Raw genomic sequence first — 19,564 nt, 5'->3', positions numbered from 1 at the left:
GTGCCGTGCGAAACGCTTACATATCGAAGTATCGCAGAACGTCGATGCGTTCTGTCAACCTGCCTGATGAGGAACGCATCGTCTATCCTCGATGCATCCAAGACGGCTGCACACCCGCCGGGAAGGCCCCATGACGACACACGACACGTCCGTGACGGGCGATCTCGCCCCTCTGCTCGAACCGCTCAAGGCGCTCGCCAACCCCGTGCGGCTCCAGGTCCTCCAGTGGCTGCGCGAACCCGAGCAGCACTTCCCGGTCAACCCGGAAATCACCGACCCACGCGCGGTCGGCGTCTGCGTCAGCCACATCCAGGCCAAGACGGGACTCGCGCAGTCCACCGTCTCCGCCTATATGGCGGCACTGGAACGCGCGGGTCTCGTACGCTCCACGCGCGTCGGCAAGTGGACGCACTACCGGCGCGACGAGGAACGCATCAACCGGCTCATGGAGGAACTCCGGCGCGGGGTGGGCGACGACCGCCTGACGGGACTCCTGCCTTCGTGACACCACGGGCCTGGGCCGCCACGGCGACCCGGGCCTGCCGTCCGTCCGCCCCCCGGGTCAGTCCCCCGGCGCGACCACGAGCCGCGGCAGCATTCCCGGCGCGGCGAGCCCGGGCAGCACCAGCCGCCACAGCGCGGCGACCCGCTCGGGCAGGTCCCGCCGGTCGCTGTACGCCTGGGACATCACCTGCAGACCGGTGAACGCGCCGACCAGAGTCGCGGCCACCTGCGGCAGATCCGTCCCCGGCAGCAGCTCCCCCTGCCCCTCGGCCTGTTTCAGCAGGCCCTCGACCGCCGTGATCGCCTGGTTGTAGGGCTTCTGGGCCGAGAAGGAGAAGGACGACTGCTCGACGGCCAGCCGCACGCTGGCCCGCAGGACCGCGTCCGTCTGGAGTCGGCGGGCGAACTGCATGGTGAGGTCGATGACGGCCTGGAGCCTCACCGCCTGTTCCGGCACCAGCAGAGCCTCGCTCTGAGCCTCCACCAGGGCCGCGGCGATCGCCTCCTTCGACGGGAAGTGGTGGTACAGGGCGCCCCGGGTGAGGCCCGCTCTGGCCAGGATCTCGTTCGTGCTCGCCGCGTCGTACCCCCGCTCGTCGAACACCTCGGCAGCGGCCTCCAGGATCTGGCGCCTCGACCTGATACCTCGCTCCTGCTGGGCCATGCGCCGGTCCTCGCTTCTCAGGCTCTGAAACATACCAACTTGCCTGCATTCTATTCGGGGTCAGAAGGGCGCTGACCTGCGGCTCGCTCTTTCCACTCATACGCGGCCGAGCCGAAAACCAACGCCGCGGACCGTGACGATCCAGCTACTCGCGCCGAGCTTGCCGCGCAGGCTGCTGACGTGCGTGTCGATGGTGCGGCCCCGGTGGGACCACTCGTCGTCCCACACCTGACTCATCAGCTGACGGCGGGAGAGGGTCGTGCCCGGCCGCGAGGCGAGCAGGTGGAGCAGGTCGAACTCCTTGGGAGTCAGCTCCACCCGCCGCCCCTCCAGCCGGATCTCGCGGGCCTCCGCGTCGATCCGCAGCGGCCCGTGCGTGATGACCGGCGCCTGCGACCGCGGGCGGACCCGGCGCAGCACCGCTTCCATCCGGGCGAGCAGTTCACGCAGGCCGTACGGCTTGACGACATAGTCGTCCGAGCCGGCCTGGAGGCCGAGCACCCGGTCGAGTTCGGCCCCGCGGGTGGTCACGGTGATGATCGGAACGTCGCCGGCCGCCCGCATCCGGCGGCACACCTCAAGACCGTCCAGATCGGGCAGATCCAGGTCGAGCAGGACCAGGTCCGCGCCGTGATGGTCCTGCAGCGCCTCGGTGGCGGTGGCCACGCTCTCGGCCAGGTAGCCGTGCCGTCCGAGCTCCCCCACCAGAGTCTGTGCGGACGGGCCGTCGCTCTCGACGACCAGCACTCGCAGCTCCTGTTCACTCATCCAACACCCTCCCAGGCAACGCCACATCGAACTATTGAGCGCTCACCTTCACGGAAGGTAACAGACAGGTGTGTCGGTTTGTCAAAGCAGAATATTGGATCTTGGAGCTCCGTTGGGGCCGACTTTCCCTTTTCAAGGCATATGCCCGTCCGTGCTTCCCCGGAGTGAGTTTGAGAAACAAGCCGACATGTCTGTATGTTCACTGGCCATGCATTACCTCACCACCACAGTCCCCCGTGGATACGTGCATCGTGCCTCCGTGGCGGAGGTGTTCCTCACCGGCTGGGAGACCGAGTCGGCCGACTCCTTCGTGGTCCGTGCCCAGTGGCCACGCAGTCACGCGCTCTTCGCCCCGGCGGGCGGCCTGCAGGATCCACAGCTGCTGGTGGAGTCGATCCGGCAGACCGGCAGCCTGCTGGCGCACGCCGAGTACGGCGTCCCTCTCGGCCATCAGTTCCTGATGTGGGACATGTCCTTCAGCGCCGTCCCGCACGCCTTCGCCGCCGGCTCCGTCCCGACCGAGGTCGAACTCCACACCGTGTGCCGGGACATCGTCCGCCGAGGCCGCACCTTCGCGGGCATGCGCTACGAGGTCTCCGTGCACCGTGACGGCGTACCCGTGGCGATCGGCGGGGCCCGGTTCAGCTGCGTCAGCCCGGCCGCCCACCAGCGGCTGAGGGCCGGGCGCCCCACCACGACGGGCCGCGCCCTGCCGGAGCCGCTCCACCCGGCTGCGGTGGGGCACATGGACCCGCGGAACGTGGTGCTCGCGGCTCCGGCGGTTCCCGGCGAGGCCCGCTGGGAGCTGCGCGTCGACACCGACCATGCCGTCTACTTCGACCACCCGGTGGACCACGTCCCCGGCATGGTGCTGCTGGAGGCCGCCCGGCAGGCGGCCCGCGCCACGGCCGGGCAGCCCCATGCGCTGCTGATCGGCCTGGAGAGCGAGTTCACGCGGTACGCCGAACTCGACGCCCCGTGCTGGATAGAGGCCCGGGTCACGGACGAGACGTCGGCCGACGGGCTCCGGGTTCATGTGCGCGGCACGCAGAGCGGGGAGCAGCTCTTCGCGGCCGACCTGGTCCTCGAGCGCACGGCCCCCTGATCACGACCGCCGCCCTACTGAAGAGCTGACCATGCGCACCGTTCTGATTTCCGGCGCCGCGGGCTTCGTCGGCGGCCATGTGGCCGACGAGGCCGCGCGCCACGACGTGGCCCCCGTACTGCTGTCGCACCGTCGGCCGGTGCACGCCGCCGGGTCGGGTCACCGGATCGTGCCGGCGGACCTCACCGATCCGGCCTCGCTGCACGGGGTGTGCGAGAGCGTGGACGTCCTGCTGCACTGCGCCTCGTACATCGGCCCGTCGGCCGAGGCGAACGACGCCGTCAATGCCCGGGGCACGCGGAACCTGGTCACCGAGGCCCGCCGCGCCGGGGTGTCCCGGATCGTGTACGTGAGCACGGCGTCCGTCTACGGCCGGGGTGTCTTCCGGCACGCCGTTCCCGAGGAGCTGACGCGGGACCCCAGGTCGCCCACCTCGCGGAGCCGGGCGGCGGCCGAGGACGCCGTCCTCGACGCGGGTGGGATCGTGCTGCGCCCCCATCTCGTCCACGGCCCGGGAGACTCGTGGCTGCTACCGGGACTCGTCAGGCTCCTGCCGACCCTGCCCGGCAGGGTCGAGCGCTGGGCCGCCCGACTGTCCCTGATCTCCGTGCGGGAGCTGGCCCGCCTCGTGGTCGGCACCGGTCTCGCGCCCGCGGCCGACCTGAGGTGCGCCACGTACCACGCGGTGCACCCCGTACCCGAAACCGCGGGGACCCTGCTGCACGCGGTGGCCGACTGTGCCTCTCTCCCCTGGCCGGAACGGGATCTCCCGGTGTCCGGGGGCCGGGCACCGCTGACGCCGGGCGGCCGGACGGCACATGCCCTCGCCATGCTGAGCACGGACCACTGGTTCGACGGCACGCCCCTGTGGCACGACCTGCGCCTGACCCCCGGCACGGGCTTCCGCACCGACTTCGCGGAGGCGGCCGACTGGTACCGCCGTACGCGGATCGCCGCCGGTTGATCTCACACCTGCACGATCGGCTCCTTGGTGAAGAGCGTGCCGAGTTCCGGCGCGTTCACCCGGCGGTCGGCCAACCGCAGCGCCTCCCACACGGTGACCTGGTTCGCCGTGAGGACCGGCTTCGACAGGGCGGCCTCCAGGGCCTGGATGTGGGACGCCGTATGGAGGGCGGTGTCCGGAAGGAGGACCACCTCCGCCTCGGGGTGATCGCCCGCGCGGGCCAGCGCCAGGACCTCCTCCTCACCCCACGTACCGACCTCCGCCGCCGTGATGATCCCGGAGGAGCGGACCGAGACGACCTCCACCCCGGCGTCCTTCAGGAAGGCCGCGAAGAGCTCCGCCACGTCCTCCGGGTACGTCGCCGCGATCGCCACCCGGCGGGCGCCCAGCTCGCCCACCGCGTGCGCGAAGGCGAAGGAGGTCGAGGACGCGGGCATACCGGCCGTACGGGCGAGGGTGCGGACCTGCTCGTGGGCGCCCTCCCAGCCGTACACGAAGCTGCCGGAGGTGCACGCCCAGACGACGGCCTCGGCGCCGGACAGGCGCAGTTCCTCCACGCCCGCGGCGAGCCGCTGCGGCGAGCCCATCTCGCGCAGCGCGTCCTCGCGGTGCGCGTCCTCGCCGATGTCCGTGTGGACCAGGGGAAGGCGGATGTCACTGGCCAGGAGCTGTTCGATGCGCGGGTAGTCGTCCTCGGCGGAGTGGCCCGGGTAGAGGAAACCGAGTGCGGTCATGTCCAGCCTTCCTGCTGCTCCTGCTGTTCTTCTTCCGGCAGTACGGGGCCCCGGCGTGCCGACTCGTCCAGCAGCTGCTGATAGGGCCCCACGGCTCGGGTACCCAGGTGGCGCAGCGCCGCCCACATCGTCACCTGGTTGGCCGAGATCACCGGCATGCGCAGCTCGGCCTCCAGTTGCGGGATGACGTCGTAGGTGGGGAGGTTCGTACAGCTGATGAACAGGGCGTCCGCGGGGGCGCGTACCGCCCTGCGGGCCATGTCGACCACGGCCCGGTACGGGACCTTCCAGATGTGCCTGGTCAGGCCCATGAAGGCGCGGCCGGTGACGGTGATGCCCGCCTCGGCGAGGTACTCCTCCAGCGCCAGGGTCACCGAGACGGTGTACGGGGTCACCAGGGCCAGCCGGCGTACGCCCAGCTCGTGCAGGGCCTCCAGGAGCGCGCCCGAGGTGGTGACCGAGGGCACCGCTCCCGCCCGCGTCATCGCCTCGCACATCGCCCGCTCGCCCGCGACACCGCCGACGAAACTGCCGGACGCGCAGGCGTACGCGACGACCTCGGGCGCGATCGCGTTGATCGTGCGGACCGCGTCACCGAGTGTCTCGTGCTCGCTGACCAGCCGCGCCAGGTCGAGGCTGACCTCGACGGGCACGTACGGGGTGCGGGTGAGATGCAGCGAGACGTCGTCGGGCATCCATCGCCACAGCTCGCGGTCGAGGGCGAAGTCGAAGGGGGCCACGACACCGACACCGCGCTGGGGGCGCGGTCCGCCGAGAAAGGAGACGTTCATGGCAGGCACCGGCCTCACGAATAGAGACGATGGGTCAACGGTCCGTGTCCGCGACCGTGTTGACGAAGGTAGGTTCGGGTGCGAGCGTGGTCAATCCGCGCATCTCAGACGGCTTGATCCCCCGCTTCACCACCCGTGAGCCCCACCGAAAGCACCGGACGAAACCAGAAATCAATCGGAGCCCACCGGAACGTCGTCCCCGAAATCGGCCGGAACCACTCGAAGAACCGTCGGCGACCCACCTCCTCCAACAGAAGCGAACCCGCGTTGCGAAACGGTTTCCCCACGATGTCCGATAAAACCCTTCTTGTCCTGGATGCCGATCCCCCACCCCGCCTCGGCCGGCTCACCGGGCGCACCCGGATCGTGCACACGGACGAGTCCGCGCTGCCCGAGCTCCTGCCGCACGCCGATGTCCTGCTCGTCTGGGACTTCACCTCGCGTGCCGTGCGCGAGGCCTGGCCCGGCGCGGGTCCGAGGCCGCGCTGGGTGCACACGGCGAGCGCGGGCGTGGACCACCTCATGTGCCCGGAGCTCGCCGCCTCCGACACGGTGGTGACCAACGCGCGCGGCGTCTTCGACCAGCCGATCGCCGAGTACGTCGCCGCGCTGGTGCTGACCTGGGCGAAGGACCTGCCGCGCACCGGGGAGCTCCAGCGCGCCCACGAGTGGCGGCACCGGGAGACGCAGCGGGTGGCCGGGACGCGAGCCGTCGTCGTGGGCTCGGGACCGATCGGACAGGCCATCGCGGCCACGCTCAAGGCCCTCGGGGTCACCGCCGCGCTGGTCGGGCGGGCCGCGCGCCCCGGCATCCACGGCCCCGAGGACCTGGACCGGCTGCTGTCCCGCGCCGACTGGGTGATCGCGGCCGCCCCGCTGACGGAGTCGACGTACGGCATGTTCGACGCCCGCCGCTTCGGGGTCATGCAGCCCTCGGCGCGGTTCGTCAACGTCGGGCGGGGGCCGCTCGTCGTGGAGGAGGCGCTGGTGGAGGCGCTGTCGAAGCAGTGGATCGCGGGCGCGGCCCTTGACGTCTTCGAGCGCGAGCCCCTGCCACCGGACGACCCGCTGTGGGAGGTCCCGGGCCTGGTCGTCTCGCCCCACATGAGCGGGGACACGGTGGGCTGGCGGGACGCGCTGGGGGCGCAGTTCGTCGAGTTGTACGACCTCTGGGAGGCGGGGAAACCGCTGCTGAACGTGGTCGACAAGCAGCGTGGGTACGTACCAGGACACTGAACTGCCGAGTTCCCCGGAGGGCGGGCGGATGACCGAGCTCACCGAACTGACCGCGGTACAACTCCTCGACGGCTACCGCAAGGGCGAATTCAGCCCCGTGGAAGCGGCCAGGGCGACACTCGAACGGGCGCGTTCCGTACAGGCCGCCGTGAACGCCTTCGTGCGCCTGGACCCGGACGACGCGCTCGTCCGGGCGCGCGAGTCGGAGGAGCGCTGGCGGCGCGGGGAGCCCGCCGGGCTGCTGGACGGGGTGCCGGTGACGGTGAAGGACATCCTGCTGCAGCGCGGCGCGCCCACACTGAAGGGCTCCAAAGCGATCTCCCCGGGCGGCACCTGGGACGAGGACGCGCCGTCCGTGGCCCGGCTGCGCGAGCACGGCGCGGTGTTCCTCGGCAAGACGACGACCCCGGAGTTCGGCTGGAAGGGCGTCACGGACTCACCGCTGTCGGGGGTGACGCGCAACCCGTACGACGTGTCGCGCACGGCGGGTGGTTCGAGCGGGGGCGCGGCGGCCGCCGTGGCACTCGGGGCCGGGCCGCTGGCGCTCGGCACGGACGGCGGCGGCAGCGTGCGCATCCCGGCCTCCTTCTGCGGGACCTTCGGGCTGAAGCCGACGTACGGGCGGGTGCCGCTGTATCCCGCGAGCGCGTTCGGCACGCTCGCGCATGTGGGGCCGCTGGCGCGGGACGCCGCCGACGCGGCGCTGCTGATGGACGTGATCAGCGGGCCGGACGCGCGCGACTGGTCCGGTCTCGGGCCCGTGACCGGCTCCTTCACGGACGGGCTGCGGGGCGGGGTGCACGGGCTGCGGGTCGCGTACTCCCCCTCGCTCGGCGGGCAGGTGGCCGTGCGGTCCGACGTCGCTGCGGTGGTGCGGCGGGCCGTGGAGGGCCTGGCCGGGCTGGGGGCGTACGTCTCGGAGACGGATCCCGATCTGACGGAGCCCGTGGACGCCTTCCACGTGCTGTGGTTCAGCGGGGCGGCGCGGGTGACCCAGCCCTTCGGGCCGCATCAGAAGGAGCTGCTGGATCCGGGGCTCAGGGAGATCTGCGCGCTCGGGGCGCGGTACAGCGCGCTGGAGTATCTGGCCGCGGTGGATGTGCGGATGGAGCTGGGGCGGCGGATGGGGCGGTTCCACGAGTCGTACGACGTGCTGGTGACGCCCACGTTGCCGATCACCGCGTTCGAGGCGGGGGTGGAGGTGCCGAAGGGGTCGGGGCATCGGCGGTGGACCGGGTGGACTCCGTTCACGTACCCCTTCAACATGACGCAGCAGCCGGCGGCGTCCGTGCCGGTGGGGGTGGACGGGGACGGGCTGCCGGTGGGGTTGCAGGTGGTGGCCGCCCGGCATCGGGATGATCTCGTGCTGCGGGTGGCGCACGCGTTGTACGAGGCGGGGGTGGGTGGGGTGGAGCGGGCGTCTGTGTAGTGCGGCAAGGGGTGTTTCGCCCCCGCCGCCCCTACCCGTCCCATCCTGTCCCTGGGGGCTCCGCCCCCAGACCCCCCGGGGGGCGGTTGGGGTAGGTGAGTCGTGTGCGGGTGGGTGGGGGGCTGGTCGCGCAGTTCCCCGCGCCCCTCGCGGGGCGCGGCCCCGCACTATCCAGCCCCTCCGGCGTTTGAGGAGCGGGGGTCCGGGGGCTGGCCCCCGGGATGGGACGGGTAGGGGCGGCGGGGGCGAAGAAAACCCGGGCCTTACTCCAGGCGGCGGAAGCTGAGACTCTCCCCCAGCGCCCCCGCCCTCCACAGGTCGTTGCACGCGTCCGCCATCGCGTCCAGCCCCTCGACCACCTGCCCCCACACGATCCCGGGCACCCACCCCACGTCCCCGTTGAGGAGCAGGTTGTTGCGCTCGTAGAAGAGGGCGAGGTCCACGACCGTCGTACCGGGCCGGACGTCGCGGTCGTAGCCGTAGGCCTGGGTGCCCAGTTCGGTGCCGGAGAAGGCGAAGTAGCACAGGTCCCCGGGGATCGGGGTCACCGTCGGGTTCTCCAGTGGTGGCTCCGCTTCCGCGAACGCCGGGAAGAGGGCATAGATCTCGTTTCGCGCGTACTTGGCGTGGTAGACGTCATTGGCCAGCGGAAGCGCGTCCCAGACCGCGGCGCAGGTGATCGGCGCCCGATCGTCCAGCAGCTTCGCCGTGCAGTGCACTTGCCGTTTGACCAGCGAGACTTCGATGTAGCGGTCGGCCATGCACTCCATGGCATGCCGTGCGCCGCTCCCCGTCAAGGGGGCCTCGCCCCGGAGCGGGGCCGAAAGCGGACTGCATAATTCGCATGGTCGGGGGTAGCCGCGCGGCCATGGCTCCACCACGTGATAACGACGCAGACGGACGCGCGAGGGAACGCGCAAAGGAACGGGCGGAGATAAGAGGGACGAGCCGGAGGTCGCTGCTCGCGGGCGTCGCGGCGTTCGGCGCGCTGGGCGCCGCCGGATGCAGCCGGGTACCGACCGCGGCGGCCGGTGTCGAGGGCGGCGAACTGCTCGACCGGCTCCGGGCACAGGGGGTCGCCCGGCTCGGCATCGCGGGCGAGATCCCCTTCGGCTACATCGACACGGACGGTCAGCTGACGGGCGAGGCGCCCGAGTTGGCCAGGGTCATCTTCAAGCGGCTCGGCGTCGACAGCGTCCAGCCGGTGCCCACCGAGTTCGGCTCGCTCATACCCGGGCTCAACTCGCAGCAGTTCGACGTCGTGTCGGCCGGGATGTACATCAACCCGGAGCGCTGCGAGCAGGTGATCTTCTCCGATCCGGACTACCAGATGAAGGATGCCTTCATCGTGCGGAAGGGGAATCCCAAAGGGCTGCACGACTACAAGGACGTCGTCGAGAAGAAGGCGAAGTTCGCCACCGGGACGGGGTACGCCGAGATCGAGTACGCCGTCGGGGCGGGCTACAAGGAGAGCGACATCCTGATCGTGCCCGACCAGGTCGCCGGCCTGAACGCCGTGGAGGCGGGGCGGGTCGACGTGTTCGCGGGTACGGCGCTCACCGTCCGCGAGGTCGTGAAGAAGTCCTCGAAGGCCGAGGCCACCGAGCCGTTCGCGCCGCTCGTCGACGGGAAGCCGCATGTGGACGGCGGGGGGTTCGCCTTCCGGCCGACCGAGACGAAGCTGCGTGACGCCTTCAACGCGGAGCTGCGGAAGCTGAAGGAGAGCGGTGAGCTGTTCCGCATCCTCAAGCCCTTCGGCTTCACCAAGGACGAGATGACCGACCTGACCGCGAAGGAGCTCTGTCGCGGATGACATCGGGACTCTGGGAACTCGTACTCAAGGGCATCTGGGTCACCGTCCAACTGCTCGTGTTCAGCGCCGTGCTGGCGACCGCCGTGTCCTTCGCCGTCGGCATCGCGCGCACCCACCGGCTGTGGATCGTCCGCTTCCTCGCGGGCTTCTACACCGAGGTGTTCCGCGGCACCTCCGCGCTGATCATGATCTTCTGGGTGTTCTTCGTGCTGCCGCCCGCGTTCGGCTGGCAGCTGGTGCCGATGTGGGCGGGCACGCTGGCACTCGGCCTGACGTACGGGGCGTACGGCGCGGAGATCGTGCGCGGCGCCCTGAACTCGGTGGATCCGGCGCAGCGTGAGGGCGGCATCGCGCTGAGCTTCACACCGTGGCAGCGGATGCGGCTGATCCTGCTGCCGCAGGCGGTGCCGGAGATGATCCCGCCGTTCTCGAACCTGCTGGTCGAGCTGCTCAAGGGCACCGCGCTGGTGTCCGTCATGGGCATGGGCGACCTGGCGTTCAGCGGCAACCTGGTCCGGCTGGCCCTTCAGGAGAGCGCCGGCATCTACACGTACATCCTGCTGATCTACTTCGTGATCGCGTTCCTGCTGACGCGGGGCATGCGTGGGCTGGAGCGGCGGCTCAAGGCGGGCGTCGGCAAGGCGCCGCAGAAGAAGGTCGAGCCGCCGGTGCTCGTGCCTCAGGGCGCGGGCGCCGTCGCGGGCGCCGGCGCCGGTGACAGCGGAGGTGGTTCGTGATGCAGTGGGACTGGGGCGCGGTCGCCGACTTCATGCCGCACTTCTGGGACGGTCTGCTGGTCACCCTGCAGGCCCTCGCCCTCGGCTCGGTCATCTCCTTCGTGCTCGGCCTGGTCTGGGCGCTGCTGATGCGGACGCCGAGCCGGTTCGTGCGCTGGCCGGTCGGGGTGGTCACCGAGTTCGTCCGGAACACCCCCCTGCTGGTGCAGCTGTTCTTCCTCTTCTACGTGCTGCCCGAGTGGAACATCACGTTCTCCGCGCTGACCACCGGTGTCGTCGCGATCGGGCTGCACTACTCGACGTACACGATGCAGGTCTACCGGGCCGGCATCGAGGCGGTGCCCCCGGGCCAGTGGGAGGCGGCCACGGCACTGAACCTGCCGCTGCGGCGCACGTGGACGGCGGTGATCCTGCCCCAGGCGGTCCGCCGGGTGGTGCCCGCGCTCGGCAACTACGTGATCTCGATGCTCAAGGACACCCCGATGCTGATGGCGATCACGGTGCTGGACATGCTCGGCGAGGCACGGCTGTTCGCCCAGCAGACCTTCCGGTTCACCGAGCCCCTCACGGTCATCGGTGTGGCCTTCATCCTCATCTCCTACCTGGCCTCCGTCCTTCTGCGAACACTGGAGCGACGCCTTGTCCGCTGACACACCCCTGATGAAGCAACCCGACGCCAACGCCAATCCCCCGGTGGACGGCAGTGAGTTGATCCGCTTCGACCACGTCACCAAGCGGTTCGGGAGCAACACGGTCCTCGACAACCTCGACTTCTCCGTGGACGCGGGCAAGCACGTCACGCTGATCGGGCCGTCGGGCTCGGGCAAGACCACGATCCTGCGGCTGCTGATGACCTTGCTGAAGCCCGACGAGGGCACGATCACGGTCGCCGGGGACCAGCTCTTCCCGGCGGACGAGAAGCAGGTCCGTGAGGTCCGCAAGAAGATCGGGATGGTCTTCCAGCAGTTCAACCTGTTCCCGAACATGAAGGTCCTGCGCAACATCACCGAGGCCCCGGTCACCGTCCTCGGCCTGTCCAAGGACGAGGCCGAGCAGCGGGCCCGCGAGCTGCTGGAGATGGTGGGCCTCGCCGACAAGTGCGACGCCTATCCGACGCAGCTGTCCGGCGGGCAGCAGCAGCGGGTGGCGATCGCACGGGCGCTGGCCATGCGGCCGCAGGTCCTGCTGCTCGACGAGGTGACCTCGGCACTCGACCCCGAGCTGGTCGCGGGGGTGCTCGACCTGCTCCGTGACATCGCCCGCACCACGGACATCACGATGCTGTGCGTGACCCACGAGATGAACTTCGCCCGGGACATCTCGGATCAGGTTCTCATGTTCGATTCCGGCCATGTGATCGAGTCCGGGCCGCCGGAGAAGATCTTCGGCGATCCCGAGCACGAACGAACGCGGGAATTCCTCGGCGCGGTTCTCTGATTACGCGAGGTAAGCGACTCAACACCCCAGGTCACAACGGATGGGTCGTGACTCTGGCATATGCCAGAGTGCTGGCGGCCCTGTTGGGAGCCCCGGTGGTGCGCAAACTTTCTCGTGAACAACCCCTCCGCCCACGCTTCTTGGGCCGTATCGTGGACAACGGCAAGCGCCGCTTCGCTGTCCAGAAACCGGCCCGAGAAGCGCAGGGGGAACCGTGGCGCTCAAGCACGAGCCGACCGCGCCGTACCACTCGGCCCAGGACGCCCTGCGCGTCCTGGAGACCGTGGCACGGCGCTCCGCCGGCGTCACCGACGCCGAACTCGCACGCCATACCGGCCTCGGCAGGGAGCGGCTGACCTCCCTCCTGCGGATGCTGCGGCGTGAGGGATACATCGAGCAGATCACCGACGGTGCGTACGTGACCGGGGAGGCCCTGAGCCGCCTCGGTTCCGCCCGCGACCGTGACCGGGCCCTGCGCGACAAGCTCCAGCACACGCTCGACCGGCTGCGCGACTCACTGGGCGCCGCCGTCTACATCAGCCGGTACGTCGACGGCGAGATCGACATCACCGGCTGCGCCCAGAGCCCGGCCACCCCGGCCGTCCACGAGTGGGTGGACTTCCGTTCCTCCGGCCACGCCAGCGCGATCGGCAAGAGCCTGCTGGGCCAGCTCGATGTGAACGCCCGCCGGGACCACCTCTCCCGGCACCGGCCCGCCCGCCTCACCTCCCGCACGATCACCAACGAGAAGGTGCTGCTGAGCAAGCTGGACGCCCAGACACCCACAGTGCCGGTACTCGACCTCCAGGAGTACGCGGTGGGCACGGTCTGCGCGGCCGTCCCCATCACCGCGGGCTCCTCCGTCGGCTGCCTGGCACTGTCCCTGCCGGTCGAGCACGCACACCGGCTGAAGCAGGCGGCGGACACCCTGAACCGGGGCGCGGCACCGGTGCTGCTGTCGCTGGCGCTCTAGGAATCGGGCCGAGGGGGAGGAGACGCAGGTCACGTTTGGAAGCGGTCAGGAGCACCCCGTCGGACCAGGTAGTATTTCTTTTGTCGCCAGCCGCGGGAGCGGAAAGCGACAGAGTCTGCGCCGCTAGCTCAGTTGGTTAGAGCAGCTGACTCTTAATCAGCGGGTCCGGGGTTCGAGTCCCTGGCGGCGCACGATGACGATGGCGAGGTACGTTCGCGAAAAGCGCGAACGTACCTCGCCATCGTCGTTACTGCGCGGCTTCGCCGCGCGTTGTGGGGGCTCCGCCACCCACACCCCCTGCACTGACGAGCCCCTCGCGAAAGCGAGGGGCTCCTTCCGTTACCCGGTCTTCCGTTACCCGGCCCTTCCGTTACCGGGCCAGCAGCTCCTGCCTCCCCCGCAGCCGGTACTCCGCCACCAGCCCGGCCACGTCCTCCGCGTCCAGCAGCCGGTACGCGGACTGGCCCGGCGGTCGCCACCACACCGGGTCCGGGCACTGGAAGCCCTCGCGCCGCAGCCGTACCCGGTGGATCTTGTTCGTGGCCGTGGCGGGCATCCGCTCCACGACCCGGACGAACCGCGGCGCCATCTTGGTCCCGAGGTCGGGCTGGGCCCGCAGGAACGCGTCGAAGGCGAGCGGGTCGAAGGTGCCGGCGAGCGTCGCCATCACCTGGTCACCGGCAACCGGATCGGGCACCGCGTACACGGCGACCGCGTCCGCGCCGTCGTACCGGGCGAGGATGTTCTCGATCATCGCGGCGGCCAGGTTCTCGCTGTCGACGCGGAGGCGGTCGTCGGTGCGGCCGGCGAAGTACAGGAAGCCTGCGGCGTCTCGGTAGAAGAGGTCGCCCGTCCAGTACCAGCCGTCCCTGGTCCGTGCAGCGTCCGCCTCGGGGTTGCGCCAGTAGCCCTCGAAGGGGTTGGGCCCGCGGTTCACCAGCTCGCCTATCGCCTCGTCCCCGTTGAGGAGGCGCCCGTCCGCGTCGAACACGGCAGGCGGGCACTCCGCACGCGTCACCGGGTCCACCACCGCCAGGTCGTCCCCGGGTGCCGCCCGCCCGATCGCGCCCGCCGGAGTGCCGGGCGTCCGCTGGATGGCGGCCCCGCCCTCGGAGGAGCCGTAGCCCTCCACGAGCCGCACCCCGAAACGCTCCTCGAAGGCCGCCGCGTCCACCGCGCCCGCCTCCGTCCCGAAGCCCAGCCGCAGCGCGTGATCCCGGTCGTCGGGGCGCGGCTCGGTGGCCAGGATGTACTGCACGGCCCGCCCGACGTAGGTGAAGTACGTCGCCCCGTACACCCGTACGTCGTCCAGGAACCGCGACGCCGAGAACCGCCGCCGCAGCGCGACCCCGGCGCCCGCCGCGAGGGCGGGCGCCCAGTCGGCGATCACCGCGTTGCCGTGGAACATCGGCATGCAGACGTAGTGCACGTCGTCCGGTCGCACCCCGAAGTGGTCCACCAGCGAACGCCCGGCCGCCGCGAGCCGCCCCTGGGAGCAGATCGCGGCCTTGGGTGCGCCGGTCGAGCCGGAGGTGAAGTAGAGGAGGAGGCGGTCCTCGGGTCCGGCCCGGGTCGGGTCCGGCTCGGCGTCGGCGTACGGCGCGAGCAGGTCCTCGTACTCCTGCGTGCCGGTCACCAGCAGCCGGACTCCCGGCAGGACGAGCCCGTCGAGCAGCGGGAGGTGGGTCCGCTCGGTGACGAGGACCCGGCAGTCGGTGTGCAGGATGTCGCGGGCCAGCTCCGGGCCCCTGCGGGTGGGGTTGATGCCGGCGACGGCGGCACCGGACAGCGCCGCCGCGGCGATCCACAGCGGGTACTCGGGGGTGTTGTCGAGCAGCACGCCCACGTGCGGCTCGGCCCCCGGTGGCAGCAGATCGGCCAGCAGCGCCGCCCGCGCCGCGGCCCCGGCGGCCATCTCGTGCTGGCTGATCACCCGGTCCTCGAACCACAGTCCCGGCCGATGGTCGCCCCAGCGGGCGGCGACGAGTTCCGCGACCGTGCGCCTCCTGGACTCCATGGAGGCGCACGGTAACTGACTGGTCGTCAGAAGGCGAGGGCGAGAACGACCAGGACGAAGAAGAGGGCGAAGAGGAGCACGACACCCAGGCAGCCCAGCACCAGTCCGGTGCCCACCGCGCTCCGGGCACGGTTCGGCGCGTGGGCCGTCGCCCGGTCCGGACGGTCCGCCGTGTAGTGCACGATGACGATGTCGCCCTCGACCCGCGTCGACGGCCCGTGCGCCTCGTCGAACCGGATGACGCGGCCGTCCCACGTCATGAACTCGTAGACGTGGTGCAGGGTCGTCCGCACGGCGGTGTCTCCCCCGCCGCTGGTCGTCGTGTACGTCCGCAGGCAGCGCGCCTCGGCGGTCAGCCCGCTGTCCCAGGCCCGCCTGACCTCCCGGGACCGGCCGATCACCTTGACCGCCGCGAACACGACGAGGGCGATCATCAGCGCCGGCACCAGCAGCAGAAGGAGTTCCATGTGCGTCCCCCGGTGTTCCGTGCCGCCATGATCGGCGGCGTGTGGGGGAACGTACCCGCGCCAGGTACGCGATCTCCTCAAGAGACGCTCAGAACTGGGCACGTGCGCCGGAGCTCGTGGTTCCGGCGCACGCGAGCCCTACCCGCGCCGGATCAGAACGTGACGTCCGAGCAGGCGTAGAACGCGTTGCCCGTGTCGGCGATGGTCCACACGGCGAGGATGACGTGGTGGCCGCTCAGACCGGACGGCAGCCTCCCGGTGTGGGAGAGCGTGGACGGCGGGCGCTGGCCGTTGTACGGGACCGTGAAGAACGGGGTGAGGTTGAGGTCCGAGCGGGCCAGCGCGTGGTTCTGGTTCCAGCCCTGCTTGGTGACGTAGTACTTGAAGTCGGTGGTGGCGTGCATGGCGGTGAACTGCCAGCGGAACGTGTAGTTCTGTCCGCCCGTCACCCTGGTCGTCGGCCAGGCCCCGCCACCCGGCCTGGTGGCCGAGTTGAGCTGGCCGAACCGGCCGACCCCGCCGGAGCAGAGTTGCCCGTCGGCCGGTCCGGAGGCCGGGAAGCCCTTCGGGCCCTCGACGCTCTGCGGCTCCCACTGGATGTCGCCGCAGCCCGTGACGGTGCCGTTCTGGCAGAGCTTCTGCCGGCTGACGGGGAGGTCGGTGTAGCCGTGGCCGGAGGCGCCGCCGCTGGAGAGCACGAGTGCTCCCGTCGTGGCGAGACCGACCGCGGCCGCGTACCACTTGGTCTTCTGACGCATGCTGTGCTCCTGGAGACGTGGGGAGTTCCGTGAGCCGTGCGTGCGCATCGCGATGCGGTGGGGAGTGCGTGTACGCGTGTGGGACGCGTACGGATTTCAGGTCTAGACCAAGTCTCAGATTATGACCGACGGTTGAACATGTCCATACCAATTCGGGGGGCAATCAGGGCGACACTTCCCGCCGTCCCGTGCAGAACGCCACCGTGAGGTCCTTCACCAGCGCCTTGCGCTCGTAGTCGTCCAGGTCGACCAGGCCACGCATGGTCAGCCGGGTCACGGTGTCCTCGACCGAGTCGACGACCGAGGAGAGCACCGTGGCGCGGTGCTGGGCGTCGAGCGCGGCGATCCGGCGGCGCTGCATGACGGCGGCCACCTCGGGGGCGTACTCGATCCGGGTCGGCTGGACGGAGAACACCTCCAGGCCCACGGGCGCCGTCTCCGCCGCCACGAGCCGGGTCAGCGACTCGCTCACCGCGTCGGTGTTGCGCAGGGTCGCGTCCTTGACGAGGGCGGTGGGCGGCACGTCGGCCGGGAGCCGGGAGAGCACCCGGGACAGCGCGGCCTCCACGCACTCGCGCAGGTACTGCTCGTGGTCCTCGATCCCGAGCACGGCCCGCGCGGTGTCCTTGACCCGCCAGGCGACGCGGACGACGACCCGCAGCGCGACCCCGTTCGCGTCGACCGCCGGCATCGGCTCGCTGCGCCAGTGCCGCAGCCGTACGTCGACCCGGCGGCGCAGCACCAGCGGGTTGATCCACATGAGCCCCGTGCGCCGTACGGTCCCCCGGTACCGCCCGAACAGCCCGAGCACCCAGGCCCGTCCGGTCCGGCCCCGCGCCAGCCCGCCGAACCCGAACAGTCCGAGCGCGCCGGCTCCGGTGTACGCGGCCCACAGCGCCGGACCGAGCCCGGCGTCCGGCGACTCCGGCAGCCCGGCGGCGGCCAGTACGGCCTTCGGCAGCACCCCGGCCCACCACGAGGTGAGGACACATCCGGCCACCCCACACGTCCCGGCCAGCACCCCGGCCACTCCGGGCAGCACCCGTGCGGGCCGCTCGACCAGGTCGGGGTCGACTTCGGGCGCGGGCCGCGGCCGCACCGTTCCGGGCAGGCCCTCCCGGACCCGCGGCTGCTCCCCGGTCCCCCGGCGCCGCCCCACGACCGTGGGCGCGAGCGGCACGGCCACCGGGTCGACGTCGTCCCGGAACAGCAGGTGCACGGGGATCTCGGTGGTGGCCTCGTTCTGGATGAGCCGGGCCGGGCGGGTGACCCTCTCGGGCTCCGGCGTCTGCGAAATGGTCGTCGTCATGTGCGCCTCCATGCCTCCGCGCAGGAAGAACCGCAAAAAAAATCACAGGAAGAACCGCAGGAAGAACCGCAGATGGGACTGCGGATGGGACCGCGGATGGGACTGCTGACAGAACCGCGGACAGAACCGTGAAGGACAACGAGTGCGGCGAGGAGCCCCGTCAGGAGAACAGGCGCCGCCACGTCTCCGGCCCCGGATAGCCGTCGGCCGCCCCGCCGCGCCATCCCTGGGCCCGCTGGAACGCCTCCACGTTCCGCCGGTCCGCCTCCGTCCAGCGCGGTCCCGGGCCCACGGCGTAGTGCTTGCCGAACCCCTTCCGCACCAACTGCCGCCCCAGCTCGGTGACATACGGGTTGTTCGCCCCGGGCCGGAACATCCCGCGCCCCGGGTAGCCGCCGGCTCCGTGCGAGGGGGTGGGACCCGGCGCCTGCGGTTGCCCGCCCGCGCCCCCGCTCTGCGCCGCCGGAACGTCCCGCCCCAGCCCTCCGACCAGGTACTCCCACGTCGTAGGCCCCGGCAGCCCGTCCGCGTCCGCACCGCTCCACCCCTGCGCCTGCTGGAACGCGCGGGTGGCCCTGCGGTCCGCCTCCGTCCAGACGGGCCCGGGACCGGTGGTGTAGAAGCGTGACGCGCCGCGCGTCACGAGCATGCGCCCCAACCGGGTGACGTACGGGTTGTTCGCGCCCGGTCCGAAGTACACCGCTCCGGGGTACTCGTCGGCCGCGCCCACCTCCTGCGGCTCCGCCCCCGCGCTCCCCGCCGCCACCCCCTTGTAGCGGTACGGCACATAGCGGCTCGAGTTCTTCCAGTACGCGTACGGCGTCACCTTCCTGCGGGCGTGCGGGCGGGTCGACTCGTAGGCCACGTAATAGGCGCGCGTGGAGTCCGTCCAGCCGCCGAAAATGACCACGTGCGAGCCGTTCTGGGGGTCGGCCGGATTGTGGAAGAGAAGCATGTCACCCGGCTGGAGTTCCTGCTTGGAAATGCGCACGCCGTATTTGCCGAGACTGCCCGTCCATTCGTTCCGGCCCAGCTTCCAGGCCATGGAGACAAAACCCGAGCAGTCCTGCCGGTAGCCGTCCGACCAGTACGAGGTCATGCTGTACGGGACTTGCGCGGCGACCCACCGTTTGGCCCGGTTGATGATCTCCGCGCGGGTGATCGAGGGAACTCCGGCGGTGTCCGAGGGCGGGTCTTCGGGCGTCGGCTGCCCCGTCGCACCGTGCAGCGGCGCCTCCGGTCCCTGGGGCGTGTCAGGCCCGTCATCTGCGGGAACGCCCGGGACGGCGGGCCCGTGGGTGGCCGCGACCGCCGGTACGGCGTGCCCCGTGCCAAGTGCCGTGCCCGCCGCGGCGGCCAGCACGAGGGCGTGCCGCGCCGTCGGACGGACGGCACCGCCCGGCGCCCGGGAAAGCGGTACGGCCCGCCGCCATTGCGCACACCCGGGGCATTCGCAGTCACTCGCGGGATCGAATTCCTCGAATACCGGGGTTCCCATGCGCTTCCCTTCCGCCTGCCGGCTGGTTGTTCCTGCGTTGCCGCATGATCGCAAGTTTCGCAACCGTCATCGGATGTCGCATGTTGACGGTCCAAACGATGTACGCGTGCCACCGAATGAGGGACTCCCGGGGTTCCGGAAGCGGGTAGCCGGCCGATGTTCCGGGGCGGCGCCCGCCGGGGAACAGGCCGCGCGGGCCATCGGGTCGGAAGCAGCCCTCCGGGTCGGGTAGAGTTCTCCGGGTCAGCAGGCGCCGCTAGCTCAGTTGGTTAGAGCAGCTGACTCTTAATCAGCGGGTCCGGGGTTCGAGTCCCTGGCGGCGCACCGACCGGAGAGGCCCCTCGCGCGGCGAGGGGCCTC

20 protein-coding genes and 2 tRNA genes are annotated in these 19,564 nt (G+C 70.9%); 12 read left to right on the top strand and 10 right to left on the bottom strand.

What is annotated here, in order from left to right:
* Positions 1 to 130 precede the first annotated feature (130 nt).
* Entirely contained in the window at positions 131 to 505 is a 375-nt protein-coding gene (locus ACZ49J_RS00245; RefSeq protein WP_467450507.1) for an ArsR/SmtB family transcription factor, read from the top strand.
* Positions 506 to 562: 57 nt separating this feature from the next.
* Here ACZ49J_RS00245 and ACZ49J_RS00240 read toward each other — a convergent pair whose 3' ends face one another.
* Both ACZ49J_RS00240 and ACZ49J_RS00235 read right to left on the bottom strand, forming a co-directional pair.
* Positions 563 to 1,168 carry a ScbR family autoregulator-binding transcription factor gene (locus ACZ49J_RS00240; RefSeq protein WP_467450506.1) on the bottom strand — a complete coding sequence of 202 codons (606 nt, stop codon included), beginning with the start codon at positions 1,166 to 1,168 and terminating at the stop codon, positions 563 to 565.
* Between the two features lie 96 nt (positions 1,169 to 1,264).
* Positions 1,265 to 1,936: a response regulator transcription factor gene (locus ACZ49J_RS00235; protein ID WP_467450504.1), complete on the bottom strand. Its 672-nt coding sequence runs from the start codon at positions 1,934 to 1,936 to the stop codon at positions 1,265 to 1,267.
* A 187-nt stretch (positions 1,937 to 2,123) separates the two neighbouring features.
* Here ACZ49J_RS00235 and ACZ49J_RS00230 point away from each other — a divergent pair, with 187 nt between their 5' ends.
* On the top strand, positions 2,124 to 3,041 hold the full coding sequence (locus ACZ49J_RS00230) for a ScbA/BarX family gamma-butyrolactone biosynthesis protein (RefSeq protein ID WP_467450503.1): 918 nt from the start codon (positions 2,124 to 2,126) through the stop codon (positions 3,039 to 3,041).
* A 31-nt stretch (positions 3,042 to 3,072) separates the two neighbouring features.
* The gene (locus ACZ49J_RS00225) at positions 3,073 to 4,005 is read left to right on the top strand and encodes an NAD-dependent epimerase/dehydratase family protein (RefSeq protein WP_467450502.1); all 933 of its coding nucleotides are present in this window, start codon (positions 3,073 to 3,075) and stop codon (positions 4,003 to 4,005) included.
* A gap of 2 nt (positions 4,006 to 4,007) precedes the next feature.
* Here ACZ49J_RS00225 and ACZ49J_RS00220 read toward each other — a convergent pair whose 3' ends face one another.
* Positions 4,008 to 4,739: a maleate cis-trans isomerase family protein gene (locus ACZ49J_RS00220; protein WP_467450501.1), complete on the bottom strand. Its 732-nt coding sequence runs from the start codon at positions 4,737 to 4,739 to the stop codon at positions 4,008 to 4,010.
* Complete coding sequence (locus ACZ49J_RS00215) at positions 4,736 to 5,530, bottom strand: maleate cis-trans isomerase family protein (RefSeq protein ID WP_467450500.1); 795 nt, start codon at positions 5,528 to 5,530, stop codon at positions 4,736 to 4,738. The genes ACZ49J_RS00220 and ACZ49J_RS00215 overlap by 4 nt, the downstream gene beginning before the upstream one ends.
* Before the next feature lie 288 nt (positions 5,531 to 5,818).
* Here ACZ49J_RS00215 and ACZ49J_RS00210 point away from each other — a divergent pair, with 288 nt between their 5' ends.
* Both ACZ49J_RS00210 and ACZ49J_RS00205 read left to right on the top strand, forming a co-directional pair.
* The gene (locus tag ACZ49J_RS00210; RefSeq protein WP_467450496.1) at positions 5,819 to 6,766 is read left to right on the top strand and encodes a D-2-hydroxyacid dehydrogenase; all 948 of its coding nucleotides are present in this window, start codon (positions 5,819 to 5,821) and stop codon (positions 6,764 to 6,766) included.
* Positions 6,767 to 6,794: 28 nt separating this feature from the next.
* On the top strand, positions 6,795 to 8,195 hold the full coding sequence (locus ACZ49J_RS00205; RefSeq protein WP_467450495.1) for an amidase: 1,401 nt from the start codon (positions 6,795 to 6,797) through the stop codon (positions 8,193 to 8,195).
* 263 nt (positions 8,196 to 8,458) lie between these two features.
* On the opposite strand, the gene ACZ49J_RS00200 is transcribed toward ACZ49J_RS00205, so the two are convergent.
* Positions 8,459 to 8,956 (bottom strand): DUF3830 family protein, encoded by a 498-nt coding sequence (locus tag ACZ49J_RS00200; protein WP_467450492.1) that lies wholly within the window; start codon positions 8,954 to 8,956, stop codon positions 8,459 to 8,461.
* Between the two features lie 107 nt (positions 8,957 to 9,063).
* Between ACZ49J_RS00200 and ehuB the strand changes: the two genes are divergently transcribed.
* The 6 genes from ehuB to ACZ49J_RS00170 all read left to right on the top strand — a co-directional run bounded on the left by ehuB (position 9,064) and on the right by ACZ49J_RS00170 (position 13,346).
* The gene (gene ehuB, locus ACZ49J_RS00195) at positions 9,064 to 10,008 is read left to right on the top strand and encodes an ectoine/hydroxyectoine ABC transporter substrate-binding protein EhuB (RefSeq protein ID WP_467450490.1); all 945 of its coding nucleotides are present in this window, start codon (positions 9,064 to 9,066) and stop codon (positions 10,006 to 10,008) included.
* Positions 10,005 to 10,745 (top strand): ectoine/hydroxyectoine ABC transporter permease subunit EhuC, encoded by a 741-nt coding sequence (gene ehuC, locus ACZ49J_RS00190; protein WP_467450487.1) that lies wholly within the window; start codon positions 10,005 to 10,007, stop codon positions 10,743 to 10,745. The genes ehuB and ehuC overlap by 4 nt, the downstream gene beginning before the upstream one ends.
* Positions 10,745 to 11,395 (top strand): ectoine/hydroxyectoine ABC transporter permease subunit EhuD, encoded by a 651-nt coding sequence (gene ehuD, locus ACZ49J_RS00185; RefSeq protein WP_467450486.1) that lies wholly within the window; start codon positions 10,745 to 10,747, stop codon positions 11,393 to 11,395. Before ehuC ends, ehuD begins: the two co-directional genes overlap by 1 nt.
* 10 nt (positions 11,396 to 11,405) lie before the next feature.
* Positions 11,406 to 12,182 carry an ectoine/hydroxyectoine ABC transporter ATP-binding protein EhuA gene (gene ehuA, locus ACZ49J_RS00180; RefSeq protein WP_467450485.1) on the top strand — a complete coding sequence of 259 codons (777 nt, stop codon included), beginning with the start codon at positions 11,406 to 11,408 and terminating at the stop codon, positions 12,180 to 12,182.
* A 214-nt stretch (positions 12,183 to 12,396) separates the two neighbouring features.
* Complete coding sequence (locus ACZ49J_RS00175; RefSeq protein ID WP_467450484.1) at positions 12,397 to 13,155, top strand: IclR family transcriptional regulator; 759 nt, start codon at positions 12,397 to 12,399, stop codon at positions 13,153 to 13,155.
* Between the two features lie 117 nt (positions 13,156 to 13,272).
* Positions 13,273 to 13,346, top strand: a tRNA-Lys gene (locus ACZ49J_RS00170).
* 179 nt (positions 13,347 to 13,525) lie between these two features.
* Here the strand turns inward: ACZ49J_RS00170 and ACZ49J_RS00165 are convergent.
* The 5 genes from ACZ49J_RS00165 to ACZ49J_RS00145 all read right to left on the bottom strand — a co-directional run bounded on the left by ACZ49J_RS00165 (position 13,526) and on the right by ACZ49J_RS00145 (position 19,204).
* Positions 13,526 to 15,172 (bottom strand): long-chain-fatty-acid--CoA ligase, encoded by a 1,647-nt coding sequence (locus ACZ49J_RS00165; protein ID WP_467450483.1) that lies wholly within the window; start codon positions 15,170 to 15,172, stop codon positions 13,526 to 13,528.
* 26 nt (positions 15,173 to 15,198) lie between these two features.
* Positions 15,199 to 15,639: a hypothetical protein gene (locus tag ACZ49J_RS00160; RefSeq protein WP_467450480.1), complete on the bottom strand. Its 441-nt coding sequence runs from the start codon at positions 15,637 to 15,639 to the stop codon at positions 15,199 to 15,201.
* A 152-nt stretch (positions 15,640 to 15,791) separates the two neighbouring features.
* A complete protein-coding gene (locus ACZ49J_RS00155; RefSeq protein WP_467450479.1) occupies positions 15,792 to 16,397 on the bottom strand; it encodes a lytic polysaccharide monooxygenase auxiliary activity family 9 protein in 606 nt (201 codons plus the stop codon).
* 163 nt (positions 16,398 to 16,560) lie between these two features.
* Complete coding sequence (locus tag ACZ49J_RS00150; protein WP_467450476.1) at positions 16,561 to 17,706, bottom strand: SPFH domain-containing protein; 1,146 nt, start codon at positions 17,704 to 17,706, stop codon at positions 16,561 to 16,563.
* Positions 17,707 to 17,866: 160 nt separating this feature from the next.
* Positions 17,867 to 19,204, bottom strand: coding sequence for a peptidoglycan-binding protein (locus ACZ49J_RS00145; RefSeq protein ID WP_467450474.1), 1,338 nt, complete (start codon positions 19,202 to 19,204; stop codon positions 17,867 to 17,869).
* Positions 19,205 to 19,454: 250 nt separating this feature from the next.
* Here ACZ49J_RS00145 and ACZ49J_RS00140 point away from each other — a divergent pair.
* Positions 19,455 to 19,528, top strand: a tRNA-Lys gene (locus ACZ49J_RS00140).
* Positions 19,529 to 19,564: the final 36 nt, after the last annotated feature.

The sequence above is a fragment of the Streptomyces sp. NPDC030840 genome, from assembly GCF_055572015.1.
This window is presented reverse-complemented; position numbering and strand designations above follow the sequence as displayed.

Bases quoted from the DNA above. Each gene is read 5' to 3' on its own strand.
- ACZ49J_RS00245 (WP_467450507.1), top strand. From the start codon at position 131: ATGACGACACACGACACGTCCGTGACGGGCGATCTCGCCCCTCTGCTC.
- ACZ49J_RS00240 (WP_467450506.1), bottom strand. From the start codon at position 1,168: ATGGCCCAGCAGGAGCGAGGTATCAGGTCGAGGCGCCAGATCCTGGAG.
- ACZ49J_RS00235 (WP_467450504.1), bottom strand. From the start codon at position 1,936: ATGAGTGAACAGGAGCTGCGAGTGCTGGTCGTCGAGAGCGACGGCCCG.
- ACZ49J_RS00230 (WP_467450503.1), top strand. From the start codon at position 2,124: ATGTCTGTATGTTCACTGGCCATGCATTACCTCACCACCACAGTCCCC.
- ACZ49J_RS00225 (WP_467450502.1), top strand. From the start codon at position 3,073: ATGCGCACCGTTCTGATTTCCGGCGCCGCGGGCTTCGTCGGCGGCCAT.
- ACZ49J_RS00220 (WP_467450501.1), bottom strand. From the start codon at position 4,739: ATGACCGCACTCGGTTTCCTCTACCCGGGCCACTCCGCCGAGGACGAC.
- ACZ49J_RS00215 (WP_467450500.1), bottom strand. From the start codon at position 5,530: ATGAACGTCTCCTTTCTCGGCGGACCGCGCCCCCAGCGCGGTGTCGGT.
- ACZ49J_RS00210 (WP_467450496.1), top strand. From the start codon at position 5,819: ATGTCCGATAAAACCCTTCTTGTCCTGGATGCCGATCCCCCACCCCGC.
- ACZ49J_RS00205 (WP_467450495.1), top strand. From the start codon at position 6,795: ATGACCGAGCTCACCGAACTGACCGCGGTACAACTCCTCGACGGCTAC.
- ACZ49J_RS00200 (WP_467450492.1), bottom strand. From the start codon at position 8,956: ATGGCCGACCGCTACATCGAAGTCTCGCTGGTCAAACGGCAAGTGCAC.
- ehuB (WP_467450490.1), top strand. From the start codon at position 9,064: ATGGCTCCACCACGTGATAACGACGCAGACGGACGCGCGAGGGAACGC.
- ehuC (WP_467450487.1), top strand. From the start codon at position 10,005: ATGACATCGGGACTCTGGGAACTCGTACTCAAGGGCATCTGGGTCACC.
- ehuD (WP_467450486.1), top strand. From the start codon at position 10,745: ATGCAGTGGGACTGGGGCGCGGTCGCCGACTTCATGCCGCACTTCTGG.
- ehuA (WP_467450485.1), top strand. From the start codon at position 11,406: ATGAAGCAACCCGACGCCAACGCCAATCCCCCGGTGGACGGCAGTGAG.
- ACZ49J_RS00165 (WP_467450483.1), bottom strand. From the start codon at position 15,172: ATGGAGTCCAGGAGGCGCACGGTCGCGGAACTCGTCGCCGCCCGCTGG.
- ACZ49J_RS00160 (WP_467450480.1), bottom strand. From the start codon at position 15,639: ATGGAACTCCTTCTGCTGCTGGTGCCGGCGCTGATGATCGCCCTCGTC.
- ACZ49J_RS00155 (WP_467450479.1), bottom strand. From the start codon at position 16,397: ATGCGTCAGAAGACCAAGTGGTACGCGGCCGCGGTCGGTCTCGCCACG.
- ACZ49J_RS00150 (WP_467450476.1), bottom strand. From the start codon at position 17,706: ATGACGACGACCATTTCGCAGACGCCGGAGCCCGAGAGGGTCACCCGC.
- ACZ49J_RS00145 (WP_467450474.1), bottom strand. From the start codon at position 19,204: ATGGGAACCCCGGTATTCGAGGAATTCGATCCCGCGAGTGACTGCGAA.